This is a genomic window from Nocardioides albus (assembly GCF_014648255.1).
Taxonomy (GTDB): Bacteria; Actinomycetota; Actinomycetes; order Propionibacteriales; family Nocardioidaceae; genus Nocardioides; species Nocardioides albus.
Genome location: NZ_BMQT01000005.1, coordinates 14,698 through 27,012, shown reverse-complemented (window position 1 = coordinate 27,012; position 12,315 = coordinate 14,698). Strand labels below are relative to the sequence as shown.

General features: G+C 68.2%; 14 protein-coding genes. 1 reads left to right on the top strand and 13 read right to left on the bottom strand.

All coding sequences use genetic code 11. The features are described from left to right. Window positions 1-68: 68 nt before the first annotated feature. The 12 genes from IEY84_RS11515 to dacB all read right to left on the bottom strand — a co-directional run bounded on the left by IEY84_RS11515 (window position 69) and on the right by dacB (window position 11,024). Complete coding sequence (locus IEY84_RS11515; RefSeq protein WP_183547212.1) at window positions 69-662, bottom strand: hypothetical protein; 594 nt, start codon at window positions 660-662, stop codon at window positions 69-71. 15 nt (window positions 663-677) lie between these two features. Continuing rightward, entirely contained in the window at window positions 678-1,085 is a 408-nt protein-coding gene (locus IEY84_RS11510; RefSeq protein WP_229788602.1) for a DUF3180 domain-containing protein, read from the bottom strand. A 112-nt stretch (window positions 1,086-1,197) separates the two neighbouring features. Beyond that, window positions 1,198-1,764, bottom strand: coding sequence for a 2-amino-4-hydroxy-6-hydroxymethyldihydropteridine diphosphokinase (folK, locus tag IEY84_RS11505; RefSeq protein ID WP_183547206.1), 567 nt, complete (start codon window positions 1,762-1,764; stop codon window positions 1,198-1,200). Then, window positions 1,761-2,141: a dihydroneopterin aldolase gene (gene folB, locus IEY84_RS11500; protein WP_183547203.1), complete on the bottom strand. Its 381-nt coding sequence runs from the start codon at window positions 2,139-2,141 to the stop codon at window positions 1,761-1,763. The genes folK and folB overlap by 4 nt, the downstream gene beginning before the upstream one ends. After that, entirely contained in the window at window positions 2,138-2,974 is an 837-nt protein-coding gene (gene folP, locus IEY84_RS11495) for a dihydropteroate synthase (RefSeq protein ID WP_221208999.1), read from the bottom strand. The genes folB and folP overlap by 4 nt, the downstream gene beginning before the upstream one ends. A gap of 9 nt (window positions 2,975-2,983) precedes the next feature. Then, window positions 2,984-3,955 (bottom strand): hypothetical protein, encoded by a 972-nt coding sequence (locus IEY84_RS11490; protein ID WP_183547200.1) that lies wholly within the window; start codon window positions 3,953-3,955, stop codon window positions 2,984-2,986. Between the two features lie 77 nt (window positions 3,956-4,032). Further along, window positions 4,033-4,671, bottom strand: a complete 639-nt coding sequence (gene folE / locus IEY84_RS11485; RefSeq protein ID WP_221208998.1) for a GTP cyclohydrolase I FolE — start codon at window positions 4,669-4,671, stop codon at window positions 4,033-4,035. Window positions 4,672-4,681: 10 nt separating this feature from the next. Then, the gene (gene ftsH / locus IEY84_RS11480; protein ID WP_183547197.1) at window positions 4,682-6,748 is read right to left on the bottom strand and encodes an ATP-dependent zinc metalloprotease FtsH; all 2,067 of its coding nucleotides are present in this window, start codon (window positions 6,746-6,748) and stop codon (window positions 4,682-4,684) included. 138 nt (window positions 6,749-6,886) lie between these two features. Continuing rightward, window positions 6,887-7,438 carry a hypoxanthine phosphoribosyltransferase gene (hpt, locus tag IEY84_RS11475; protein ID WP_183547195.1) on the bottom strand — a complete coding sequence of 184 codons (552 nt, stop codon included), beginning with the start codon at window positions 7,436-7,438 and terminating at the stop codon, window positions 6,887-6,889. 10 nt (window positions 7,439-7,448) lie between these two features. Then, on the bottom strand, window positions 7,449-8,432 hold the full coding sequence (tilS, locus tag IEY84_RS11470; protein ID WP_183547194.1) for a tRNA lysidine(34) synthetase TilS: 984 nt from the start codon (window positions 8,430-8,432) through the stop codon (window positions 7,449-7,451). Window positions 8,433-8,560: 128 nt separating this feature from the next. Further along, window positions 8,561-9,610 carry an Rv3626c family coenzyme F420 biosynthesis-associated protein gene (locus IEY84_RS11465; protein WP_229788600.1) on the bottom strand — a complete coding sequence of 350 codons (1,050 nt, stop codon included), beginning with the start codon at window positions 9,608-9,610 and terminating at the stop codon, window positions 8,561-8,563. Window positions 9,611-9,647: 37 nt separating this feature from the next. After that, window positions 9,648-11,024: a D-alanyl-D-alanine carboxypeptidase/D-alanyl-D-alanine endopeptidase gene (gene dacB, locus IEY84_RS11460; RefSeq protein WP_183547192.1), complete on the bottom strand. Its 1,377-nt coding sequence runs from the start codon at window positions 11,022-11,024 to the stop codon at window positions 9,648-9,650. Window positions 11,025-11,109: 85 nt separating this feature from the next. On the opposite strand from dacB, the gene IEY84_RS11455 reads away from it, so the two are divergent. After that, window positions 11,110-11,601, top strand: coding sequence for an inorganic diphosphatase (locus tag IEY84_RS11455; RefSeq protein ID WP_183547190.1), 492 nt, complete (start codon window positions 11,110-11,112; stop codon window positions 11,599-11,601). 124 nt (window positions 11,602-11,725) lie between these two features. Here the strand turns inward: IEY84_RS11455 and IEY84_RS11450 are convergent, their stop codons facing one another. After that, the gene (locus tag IEY84_RS11450) at window positions 11,726-12,277 is read right to left on the bottom strand and encodes an AAA family ATPase (RefSeq protein ID WP_183547188.1); all 552 of its coding nucleotides are present in this window, start codon (window positions 12,275-12,277) and stop codon (window positions 11,726-11,728) included. Window positions 12,278-12,315 lie beyond the last annotated feature (38 nt).

Sequence of the window (12,315 nt, the reverse complement as noted above, 5' to 3'; positions counted from 1 at the left end):
CCGGATCGAGCTGCGGCGACGCTGTAGGGACCTCGTCACCATCTGTACATCTATGAGTCGTACGCCGGTCAGGCGGACTGGGCCCCGCTCCAACTGGTGCGCTCGGCCTCCAGCTCGGCACGGACGGCGTCCAGCTCGGACTCCAGCTCGGAGACCCGGATGGCCGCCTCCGCGGCATCCGCCTCGACCGCCTGGAGCCTCTCCTCCAGCTGCTCTCCGCGCAGCTCGGCCTGGGCTGCCCGACGAGCTTCCTCACCGCGGCGGCGGACCGCCTCCGCTGCGCGCTGGTGAGCGGCCGCCAAGGCGGCCTCGAGCTCCTCGACGGCCTGGACGCGGTCGGCGAGCTTGGCGTCCATGTGCTCGCGGAACTCGGCATTCTCCTCGGCTCGCTTCTCGGACTCGACACGGAAGGCCTGAGCCTGCTCGGCGCGGTCGCGCGCCCAGTCGCGGCGGGTCTGGAGAAGCTCGGAGTGGGTGATCTTGGTTGCGGCTGCGCCACAGGCGAGCCCGAGAACGGCAGCAAGCACGACAACCAGCCAGGACCCGGAGGCCACCGCAGCGGTGATCGTGATGGCGGCCAGCGCCAGCAGGGCTACAGCAACCGTCAGGCGTGTGCTGCGCTGACGCCTGCGTGTGACTGAAGTTGCGGATGGGGAAGGCATGCTTCCACGGTACGGCTAGTTTTCATCGGGTTTGCGGACCCGGCACGCGTGTTCGAGGAGTCGAGCGGCGATGACGATCGCGGTCCCAGCGACCGCTGCCACGGCCGAGCGCACCAGCCTGTCGCCCGCTGTCGTGCTGGCGTCATAGCCCAGCCAGCTCACCGCGTAGCCCAGATAACCGCCGGCGAGGAGCGCTCCGACCAAGGAGCAGGCGCGGGCGAGCACCAGCCGGTTGACGGCCCGATGAGCCTCGATCCGCACGCCGCGTACCTGGAGCTGGCGATGAGTGATCCACGCGGTCACGCCCAGCGCCGCTGCGATCAGCAGCAGCACCGTCGGCTGCGCCCAGGTGACGACCGGTGCGACGCCGCGCCACGATTCCAGCACCGGGTGAGCGAGCCAGCCGCCAACGATCCCGGCCACGGCCCACGCCGTGATGGCTCCGCCCGACATCGGGCGGAGCCGGCGCTCGTCGTCGGCGGGGTCCTTCTCAGGACCCTCGTCGGGGTCCTCGGGTGTTGTGCTCAGACTCGGCTCAGAGCTCGAGCACGAGGTCGTCGCGGCGAGTGATGCCGCTCTGGTCGGAACTTTCCAGCAGCTCGGCGATCGGACCCACGCCCGGCAGATCGGCGTTCGGCTCCAGGTCGAGCCAGGGCTTGAGCACGAAGGCCCGCTGGTGCGCGCGCGGGTGCGGCAGGGTCAGCGACTCCTCCTCGAGGATCTTGTCGCCGACCGAGATGAGGTCGATGTCGAGCGTGCGCGGCTCGTTGAAGATGCCGCTGCGCGAGCGACCGTAGGCGTCCTCGATGGTGAGCGCGCGGTCGAGCAGGCGCGTCGGCGTGAGGGTGGTGTCAGCGAGGATGATCGCGTTGAGGTAGAGCTCAGCGCCCTCGGGCGAGTCGACCGGCTCGGTCTCGTAGACAGGCGAGACCGTGGTCACCCAGACGTCCGGGGTCTCAGCGAGGGTGTTCAACGCGTCCTGCAGGTTTGCCAACCGGTCCCCGAGATTGGAGCCCAACGACAGCACCGCCCGTCGAATCGGCCGCATCTCCCCGGTGAGCGTGTCGGCGTCGATGATGTACGGGTTGGGTACCTCTGTCACGTGCTCTGCCTCCGGGTGATCGTCAGGGTGACGTCTTTGAACGTCGTTTCGATAGGCGCCCCCGGTTTGTGAACCGTAACACGTACCCAAAGGGCGCGGATGTCTGCAAGGCAAATGTCCGCGATCCGCTGGGCAAGCGTTTCGATGAGGTCCACCGGGTCGCGCTCAACAGTAGTTTTGACCGCCATCGCGAGACTTCCGTAATCCACGGTGTCTTGCAAGTCGTCCGTCTCCGCGGCCTTGCGGGAGTCGGTGCCGATGACCAGGTCGATGATGAACTTCTGCCCCTCTCGGCGCTCGAAGTCGAACACTCCGTGGTGGCCGAAGCACTCCAGACCGAGGATCTGAATTTCGTCTGCAGGTTCTGCGTTGTTCATCGAACCGTCTCCTCGCTCCGTTCGGTCACGCCCAGTCTCGCTGCTGCCGCCATGGCGTCCTTGGCGGCACGTACGTCATGAACACGCGTGGCCCACACACCGCGTTGCGCGAGAAAGACGGTGATCGCATCGTGGGCACTCTCCCGCTCGGTCACCGGACGCAGTGTGCCGTCGGGGGCCGCCAGCAGGTGGCCGAGGAACGCCTTGCGGCTGGCCCCGACGAGCACCGGGAAGCCGAGCTTGTGGAGCTCCTCCACCCCGGCCAGCAGCCGCCAGTTGTCGTCGGCCGTCTTGGAGAAGCCGAGCCCGGGATCGACCACGATGTTGTCGTCCTGGATCCCGGCCGCCCGCGCCGACTCGATCCGCTGCTCCAGCTCCTGCTTGACCGTGGCGACGACTCCGTCGGCGTAGAAGAGATGGTCCACGTGCTGCATCTCCGCGCCGTGCGCGCGCCAGTGCATCACGACGTACGTCGCGCCGTGGTCCGCCGCCACCTTCAAGATCTCCGGGTCGGCCAGACCGCCCGAGACGTCGTTGATGATCTTGGCGCCCGCCTTCAGCGCAGCTGCGGCGACCTCGGGTCGCATGGTGTCGACCGAGAGGGTCGCGCCCTCCTGGGCCAGCGTCTCGATGACCGGCACCACCCGAGCCAGCTCGTCGGCGGCCAGCGGCCTGGTCGCCCCCGGCCGGGTCGACTCGCCGCCGATGTCGAGCAGGTCCGCACCCTGCGCCAGCAGGGCGTGCCCGTGGGCCACCGCATCGTCGGTCGCCAAGAATCGCCCGCCGTCGCTGAACGAGTCGGGCGTGACGTTGACGATCCCCATCACCTGCATGGATCGACCCTATCCAGCAGCCTCAGCCGGACGCGACGCAGGTTTGAGCGGCCACCGCTCCACGAGCTCGGCACGCAGCTCGGAGTTCTCCCGATGCCACCTCGTCGCTCGCCTCACACCCAGAGCCACCAGGAGCAGTCCCATGAGGACGGCCACGATCCCCCACATCCGGAGACCGGCGTACGTGGCCGTGCTGCCGGCGAACGCCCCGCCGAGGTCGACGGACCCGACAACCAGTACGGCGAGCCCTGCGGCAATCAACGGAGCCGCCAGCAACGCGCAGGCGCGCGACGCGTGCGGCGTGCTCCTGCTCCGATAGAACTGGCGGGCCCGCTTCGCCGGCGGCATCGGCTCGCGGAGCTGCGCCCGTAGCCAGTCTCGCTGCGAACCCCTCACCCGGTCCTCGACCAGACACAGGATCACCAGCCCAGCCACCGCCAACGCCACAGCGATCATCGCTGCGGTCCAGATCTCGGCCGAGACCGCGTCGCCGGTCTTCGTGCCGACGGGCAGCCGGTTCGTTCGGCTCCGGGACACTTCGCCCAACATTCCCATGGCGACGCAGAGGCCGCCCGAGATCACCCAGAGCACGATCCGCGTGCTCGACAGTCGTCCCAAGAGCGCCGCTGTGGGGTCGACGGCCTCCGCAGCTTGGTCGGCAGCCGGGGTGCGCTCGCCGACACCATCTCCAGCGCTGGCGGTCGTATCCGACGCCTCAGGACTTTGCGCCGGGCGCTTCCGGGACTCGACCACCCAGCCGATGCACAGGGCGAGGGCGCCGCCGCCGATCGCCAACGCGGCGCTGAACCCGAACGTCATCCGACCGAGCTGCTCCCACGGCGCCCACACCCCGATCGCCGACGGTCCTGCGAACGCCGCTCCGATCAAGGCGCCGAGGCCGAGTCCGGGGTAGGACCAACCCAACGTGCCCCAGACACCGTCGCTCGATTCGGTTTCTGATGTTGTGCCGACCTGAGCCATACCCGAGCCTTTCGTGAGCCGTCAGACGGCACGCATCCTAGGACTCCATGGCGCTGGCGACCGAGACCGGCCAGGAGCTAGCGCGTTCCGCCCCGGATGAGGGCCATCGCCTCGGCCCGGGTGGTGGCGTTGGAGCGCATCGTGCCGCGTACGGCACTGGTGATCGTGCGCGCCCCGGCCTTCTTGACGCCGCGCATCGTCATGCACAGATGCTCGGCCTCGATGACCACGATGACGCCGCGCGCGTCGAGGAGATCCGTGAGCGCGTCGGCCACCTGGGTGGTGAGTCGTTCCTGGACCTGCGGCCGCTTGGCGTAGACGTCGACCAGCCGGGCCAGCTTGGACAGGCCGGTGATCTTGCCGGAGGTCGCCGGGATGTAGCCGACGTGGGCCACCCCTGTGAACGGGACCAGGTGGTGCTCGCACATCGACCACAGCTCGATGTCGCGGACCAGGACCATCTCGTCGTGGCCGAGATCGAAGGTCGTGGTGAGGACCTCCTCGGGCGTCTGGTGCAGCCCGCGGGTCACCTCCTGGTAGGCCCGGGCGACCCGGGCAGGGGTCTCGATCAACCCCTCGCGGTCGGGATCCTCCCCGATCGCGTAGAGCAGCTCACGCACGGCCTCCTCGGCCCGCTTCTGGTCGAAGACCGGAACGTCCGCCACGTCCCGCTCGGGGACGTGGACGGGCGCTACGTCGTCATAGCTCTCAGACATCTGATCCGTCTCAGGCGGGCGGGGTGCCCTCGGGCGAGCCGGCCTCGGTCGGCTTGCTGAGGTCGACACCGTTGGCGGGCTGCTGGTTTCCGGACTGGACACCGGACTGTCGACCGGCGGCACGGATCGCCTTGGCGAGATTCTCCTTGTCGCGCTCGACGATCCACTGCGGGATCTCGACCGCCGGGCGGTCGGAGGGACGACGGGTGTCGGATCCGGTCCAGGCAGGACGCGGGTCGCGGCGACGCAGCGGCTCGAAGATCGCGGCGACCTCGTGCTTGGAGAGCGTCTCCTTCTCGAGGAGCTCCAGGACCAGGCTGTCGAGGACGTCCCGGTTCTCCTCGAGGATGTCGAAGGCCTCCTGGTGCGCGGTCGCGAGGAGCTTCTTGGTCTCGTCATCGACGACGGCCGCGACCTCCTCGGAGTAGTTGCGCTGGTGGCCGATGTCTCGGCCCAGGAACGGCTCGCCGTTGGACTCCCCGAGCTTGATCGCACCCAGGCGCTCGGTCATGCCGAACTGGGTGACCATCGCACGGGCGAGGTTGGTCGCCTTCTCGATGTCGTTGCCGGCGCCCGTGGTCGGGTCGTGGAAGATGAGCTCCTCCGCAGCGCGACCGCCGAGCATGTAGGAGAGCTTGTTGAGCATCGACGAGCGCGTCTGGCTGTACTGGTCGTCGTCGGGCATCACCAGGTTGTAGCCCAGCGCCTTGCCGCGCGGCAGGATCGTGATCTTCTGAACCACGTCCGGGCCCGGCAGGGCCGCGGCGACCAGCGCGTGGCCACCCTCGTGGTAGGCGGTGATGAGCTTCTCGGTCTCGCTCATCAGGCGGGTGCGCTTCTGCGGACCGGCGATGACGCGGTCGATGGCCTCGTCGAGAGCCTTGTTGGTGATCAGCTTCTCGTCGCTGCGAGCGGTCAGCAGCGCGGCCTCGTTGAGCACGTTGGCCAGGTCGGCACCGGAGAACCCGGGGGTCCGTCGGGCGACGCTGTCGAGGTCGATGTCGCCGGCCAGCGGCTTGCCGCGGGCGTGGACCTGCAGGATCTTCTCGCGACCGGCGAGGTCGGGAGCATCCACCTGGATCTGGCGGTCGAAGCGGCCCGGGCGCAGCAGCGCGGGGTCGAGCACGTCGGGACGGTTGGTGGCCGCGATCAGGATGACCCCGCCGCGTACGTCGAAGCCGTCCATCTCCACGAGGAGCTGGTTGAGCGTCTGCTCGCGCTCGTCGTGGCCACCGCCCATGCCGGCACCACGGTGACGGCCGACGGCGTCGATCTCGTCGATGAAGACGATGGCGGGAGCGTTCTCCTTGGCCTGCTCGAACAGGTCGCGGACACGGCTCGCACCGACACCGACGAACATCTCGACGAAGTCCGAACCGGAGATCGAGTAGAACGGCACGCCGGCCTCGCCCGCGACGGCACGCGCGAGCAGGGTCTTACCCGTTCCGGGCTGGCCATAGAGCAGCACGCCCTTGGGGATCTTGGCGCCGACGGCCTGGAACTTGGCCGGCTCCTGCAGGAACTCCTTGATCTCCTGGAGCTCCTCGACCGCCTCGTCAGCACCGGCGACGTCGGCGAAGGTCGTCTTCGGCATGTCCTTGGTGATCAGTTTCGCCTTGGACTTGGCGAACTGCATGACCCCGCGGCCGCCACCGCCCTGCATCGAGTTCATCAGGAACAGGAACAGGATGATGATCAGCGCGAACGGCAGCACGAAGCTCAGGATCGAGCCGAGCACGGAGGGCTTGGCGACCTCGGAGTTGAACTTCTCGAGGTTCTCGCCCTCGGCCTGCGTCTTGCGCACCATCTCGATGAGCGCTTCCTGGTCGCCGTCGACCCACGAGGTCGTGACCTCGGCGCCTCCGTCGCGAGTGCCCTTGACCAGGGTCGCCTCGATCTCCTGGTCGCCGTCGACGAACGTGATCTCCTTGACCTTGTCGGCCTGGATGTACGACGTCAGCTGACTCGTGGTGATCTCGTCGCCGCCGTTGCGAGGGGCCAGGTACTGCAGCGCCAGGATCACACCGAGCACTGCCAGGATGATCCACAGCCAGGGACCTTTGAATATGCGCTTCACAGGCTTCTTTCAACCGTTACGGGGTCAGACATGCACGCAGGTCAGCGTGCCTGCCATATAGAACGACGGTACACGCCAAATGGTGCCCGCCCCATCTGTGCGGTTCCGCTGTCCGCGTAACAGCACGGCTCCGGAAGGTCAGGAGTAGACGTGCGGAGCGAGGGTCGAGATGTCACGCAGGTTGCGGTATTTCTCGTTGAAGTCGAGGCCGTAGCCGACCACGAACTCGTCGGGGATGTCCCAGCCGACGTACTTCACGTCGACCGGCATGCTGACCGCCTCGGGCTTGCGCAGCAGGGTGGCGATCTCGATGCTCGCCGGGCCGCGGCTGGTGAGGTTGGAGGTCAGCCAGGTGAGGGTCAGGCCGGAGTCGATGATCTCGTCGACGACCAGCACGTGCTTGCCGGTGACGTCGGTGTCGAGGTCCTTCAGGATCCGCACCACGCCGGACGACTTGGTGCCGGAGCCGTAGGAGGAGACCGCCATCCAGTCCATCTCGACGTGACGGTTCAACGCACGAGCGAGGTCGGCCATGATCATCACCGCGCCCCGCAGGACGCCGACGATCAACAGCTCCTCACCCTCGTAGTCCTTCTCGATCCGGCGGGCCAGCTCTTCGACCTTCGCCTGGATCTCGTCGTGGGTGAACAGGGTCTTCACGAGGTCGTCGCCGACGTACTCGGTGTCCATGTCACTCACTCTAAGCGCTCGGCGTGAACGGTCCCGATTCGAAGGCGATCAGACCGTTCGTACGCTTCGCCCGCAGGTGTCCTGGGAGGTCGATCCACCGCTGGCCGCGCCAGCCGGTGATCAGCTCGTCGACGGCCTTGACGTGCTCACGGGAGAGCTCTGCGGGCGGGCTGCCGGCTTCGAGCGCCGCGATCCGGAGGACCCTCGTTCGGACGGCGGACGGATACCCGGCGAGGGTCTCGACCGGGAGGGTCCCGTCGAGCTCTCGGTGCATCGCCTCGGCGATGTCGTCGATGAAGTCGGCGTCCTCGCGGAGCTGCTCGGCGGTGCGGGCCAGCGCGTCGGCGACCCCCGGGCCGAGGTCCTCCTCGAGCGTCGGCAGGACTCGGTGGCGGATGCGAGCGCGGGTGTAGGCGAAGTCGCGGTTGTGCGGGTCGTGCCAGACGTCGAGGCCCTCGACCTGGCAAGCCGTCTCGGTGTCGATCCTCGTTGTCGTCAGGAGCGGTCTCCGATAGCGGTCGAAGCTGGCTCGCATCCCGGAGAGGCTGCGGGCGCCCGATCCCCTGGTCAGGCCGAGCAGTACGGTCTCGGCCTGGTCGTCGCGGGTGTGGCCGAGCAGGATCACGCTCGCGCCGAGGCGCTCGGCGAGCTGGTCGAGGACCGCGTAGCGGGCCTGTCGTGCCGCTGCCTCGGGGCCGTCACCGTCGGTCTTGACCTCGACCGTCGCGGTGACCGTCTCGTCCACGCCCATCTCGGCAAGCTGAGCGATGACCTTGGCCGCCTGCACCTCGCTGCCACGCTGCATGCCGTGGTCGACCGTGGCGCCAATGACGTACAGGCCCAGCTTGTGACCTTCGAAGATCGCCGCCGAGGCAAGCGCCAGTGAGTCTGCGCCTCCGGAACAGGCCACGACGATCTTGTCCCCAGGCTGCAGCTCCGCGAGGCTCGCCCGCACCGGCCGACGTACCGCCGCGACTGATGGGTGCAGGCTCACGCTGCCAGCCTAGCCGGGTGGATGTTCGTCTAGGTATGCAGACCAACCGTCACATCCCTCGTGGAACTCCGCATGGGAAGTGACGGATCGGCTACATACCTAGATGAACGTCGCCCCCGCCGACGCCGTCACAGGACGCGGGTCACCCAGGCGTCCGGCTCGACGATCTCGGCCTTGGTCGGGAGGTTCTCGGGGCCGGCGAAGACGGCGTTGAACTCCTCCATGCCGACCCGGTCGACCACGTGGCGTACGAACTTCGCGCCGTCGCGGTACTGGGCCATCTTGGCCTCCAGGCCGAGGAGACGGCGGAGCACGCGGTCGAGCACGCCGATGCCCTGGCGGCGCTTGTTGAAGGCCTTGCGGATCGTGGTGACGCTCGGGATCACGCCGGGGCCGACATCGTCCATGACCACGTCGGCGTGGCCCTCGAGCAGCGACATCATCCCGGTGACCCGGTCGATGATCTCCTTCTGCTCGGGCTTGGCGAACGCGTCCACGATGCTGCCGTTGCCCTTGAGCGCATCGGTGACGCGCTGCAGCCCGCCGTCGAAGATCGAGGAGGGATCCATCGCGTCGGAGAGGCCCTCGATCTGGGCGAAGAGGTGGTCGCGCATCCATGGGCTCGCGGTGAACTGGACGCGGTGGGTCTCCTCGTGGAGGCAGACCCACAGCCGGAAGTCGGTCGGGTCCAGCCCGAGCTCGCGCTCGACGTGGACCGCGTTGGGCGCGACCAGCAGCAGCCGGCCCGACGGCTCGAAGAACGGGTCGAACTGACCGAGGATCTTCGAGGACATGAACCCGAGCAGACCGCCGACCTCGGCGGCACTGACCTTGGAGCCGACCGCCTGGGTGAGTGCTCCGGGCGCGCGCTTCGCCGTGATCCGATCGACGACCGGCGAGATCACCGTCGCGAAGGTGTCGGCGTTGGCCTGGATCCAGCCCCGGCGGTCGACCACCAGGACCGGCGCGGTGTCGCGGGGCGCGTCCAGACCGGTGAAGGCGCGCACGAACTCGGTCGCCTTGGCAGCGTCGGCGCGCAGCTCCTCGACGGCTTCCCTGGCCTCGTCACGCGAGACGATCGGACCGTCGCCGGCGACCTTCGCGCCGAGACGTACGGCCAGGTCCCAGTCGACCATGGTTGCTCCAGCGGGCCTGGGGTCCTCAGCACGATGGGTCATGCGTACGACCGTAGCCGACCCGACCCACGTGCGCTGTCTATGCCGAGCATCGACACGTCGCGACCGCCGTCATCGCGTCGTCGAGGGCGTCGCGTACGTCCAGGGTCTCCTCGGGTTTGAACCCGTCGGCCATGAGTACGACGACGAACGGGGTGCCGCGGGAGTCGATCGCGATGCCCGACAGCCCGGAGACCCCGCTGAGGGTGCCGGTCTTGGCCCTGACCCGGCCTCGGCCGGGTTCGGCGTCGAAGACGAACCGCCGTGAGAGCGAGCCGATCCAGCCGGCGACCGGAAGGCCGGTCGTCGTCGGTGCGAGCTCGGGACGGTCGGGGCTGGCTGCGGTCTGGAGCGTGCTCACCAGGAGCGCCGGCGGGATCCGGTTCTGCCGGGAGAGACCGGACCCGTCGAGAAGGACCAGGCCGGTGGTGTCGATGCCGAGCTCCTTCAGCGTGTCCGTGATCGCTGCGGTGGAGCCGTCGAACGTCGGGTTCCCGGCCGCGAGACCGACGTGGCGGGCGAGCACCTCGGCGAGCTGGTTGTCGCTGTACTCCAACGTGTATTCGACGATCTCGCGCAGAGTGTCGCCCCGGTGCACGGCGAGCTGGGCTCCTGCCTTCGTCCCTCTGATCGGCTTGCCGACGACCTTGACGCCGTGCTTCGCCAGGGCCTTCTTGAACTGGGTGGCGGCCTGCAAAGAGGGGTCCTGGCTGTAGCCCCTGGCCTGTGAGCCGCCGTGGTCGACCAGCAGCGCGGTGATCCCGCCGACCTCTTCACCCAGGTAGATGCGTCGCCAGGTCGGACTCACTGTCGGGCCTTCGAAGAGGCTGTCGTCGTAGGCGAGGCTGACCGTCTTCGTCGAGCCGAGCTCGCGGGCGGTCGTGGCTGCGAGGGTGTCGAGGTCGCCGCTGCTGAGAGATGCGTCACCACCCCCGACGAGGGTGACGGTCCTCCCCTGGAGCGTCGTGCTGGTCTCGAACCGGCGCTCCGGACCGTACGCCTCCAGCACCGCCACGCTGGTCAGCACCTTCGTGACGCTGGCCGGGGTCGCCGCGCCCGTGCCGTGAGTGACCAGCGGGGCGCCCTCGAGCGGTGCGATCGCGGCCTTCAGGTGCTTGCCGAGCCGCTTGTCGCGGACCATCTCCCGCATCACCTGCTCCAGCGCGGCCTGATCAGGCCTTCCCGGGGCCCTCGTCTGCTCGCCCGCCACCGCCGCGGGGCTGACGGTGGCGATGTTCAGCGGCGCCGGCGGCGGGGTCGGCGCGACGTTGCCGCCGGCGTAGCGCACCCATCCCAAGGCGTACGCCGCTGCCGCCGCTCCGACCAGGAGCGCGAGCACCAGCGGCACCACGACCACCAGCTTCCCGCGTCCCTCCGGCTCCTCGGAGGGCCACTTCGGCTCGCTCTGTGGCTCCACGGATATCCTCCTCGATGCCGGATCTGACGCTGATCGATGTCAGACTGTCCGGCATTCCGTTTTGGGTTTGTCTGGAGGCAGAGAAGTGACGCAGGAGTTCGACGTACTGATCGAGGTCCCCAAGGGATCCCGCAACAAGTACGAGGTGGACCACGAGTCGAACCGGCTTCGACTCGACCGCGTGCTGTTCACCTCCATGATGTACCCCGCAGACTACGGCTACATCGAAGACACCCTCGGTGGGGATGGCGACCCGCTCGACGCGCTGGTCCTGACCCCGTATCCCTTGTTCCCTGGGGTGCTGGTCGAGTCCCGCCCCGTCGCGATGTACGTCATGGAGGACGAGAAGGGCCAGGACGAGAAGGTCCTCTGCGTCCCCTGCGACCCCCGCTTCGACCACATCCAGGACCTCGGCGACGTCGACGAGTGGACGCTCAACGAGATCAAGCACTTCTTCGAGCACTACAAGGACCTGGAGCCCGGCAAGACCGTCAAGGGCTCCGACTGGGTCGGCCGTGCCGCCGCGGAGGCGGAGATCGCCGCTTCGATCGACCGGTTCAAGAACACCGCTCACTGAGTCCGTTGCTCGCTGACCGAGGTAACTCGGTCGGGGTGCGGATGCTGACCGAGGTAACTCGGTCAAGGCGCACTTCCTTCGCGGAGTTCCACGAAGGAAGTGTTGGTTCACCGAGATAACTCGGTCAGCATCCACCGAGCGCGGCGCGCAACGAGGCGTACGTCGCGTCGACCTCATCCGCGACGCTCGGGACAAATTTCGTCGCGGGGCGTTGCGCTACCAGTTCGGTGAGCTTGGAGGCGTAGGCGCGCAGGTGCTCGTCTCCACCGGACTCCGCCACGATCTCCCTCACGATCGGGTGCCATGGGTCGTTGCCGTCGTCGCGCCTGTGGAAGCGAACCAGAGCATCTTCCTCGACGGCCTCGAGCATGACCTCCACGAACTCCGCACCCACCTCGTGCGCCGCCCTCTCGAAGCGTTGGAGCTCGCTGACTCGGGCGAACAGCTGTGGCAGCACGACGTCGCCAGACTCCTCGAGGTAGCCGCGGATCAGCCCCAGTGCCGCAGGGCGGATCCGAGCGCCAGCATCGATGAAGTCGTCTCTCCACCCGCTGACGAACGTGCGCAGCAGGTCGACGTCGCACACCAGCATGCCGGGGTGGTCGGCCGCAAGGCGCCTGGCGAGCGTCGACTTTCCCACTCCGGGCATTCCGTTGATGAGGATCAGCCTGGCCACGTGGCCAGTCAACCACCAGACGACGTTCTGCCGGCGAG

Coding starts and splice junctions, on each gene's coding strand:
- IEY84_RS11515 (WP_183547212.1), bottom strand. CDS start 662: ATGCCTTCCCCATCCGCAACTTCAGTCACACGCAGGCGTCAGCGCAGC.
- folB (WP_183547203.1), bottom strand. CDS start 2,141: ATGAACAACGCAGAACCTGCAGACGAAATTCAGATCCTCGGTCTGGAG.
- folP (WP_221208999.1), bottom strand. CDS start 2,974: ATGCAGGTGATGGGGATCGTCAACGTCACGCCCGACTCGTTCAGCGAC.
- IEY84_RS11490 (WP_183547200.1), bottom strand. CDS start 3,955: ATGGCTCAGGTCGGCACAACATCAGAAACCGAATCGAGCGACGGTGTC.
- folE (WP_221208998.1), bottom strand. CDS start 4,671: ATGTCTGAGAGCTATGACGACGTAGCGCCCGTCCACGTCCCCGAGCGG.
- hpt (WP_183547195.1), bottom strand. CDS start 7,438: ATGGACACCGAGTACGTCGGCGACGACCTCGTGAAGACCCTGTTCACC.
- IEY84_RS11465 (WP_229788600.1), bottom strand. CDS start 9,610: ATGACCCATCGTGCTGAGGACCCCAGGCCCGCTGGAGCAACCATGGTC.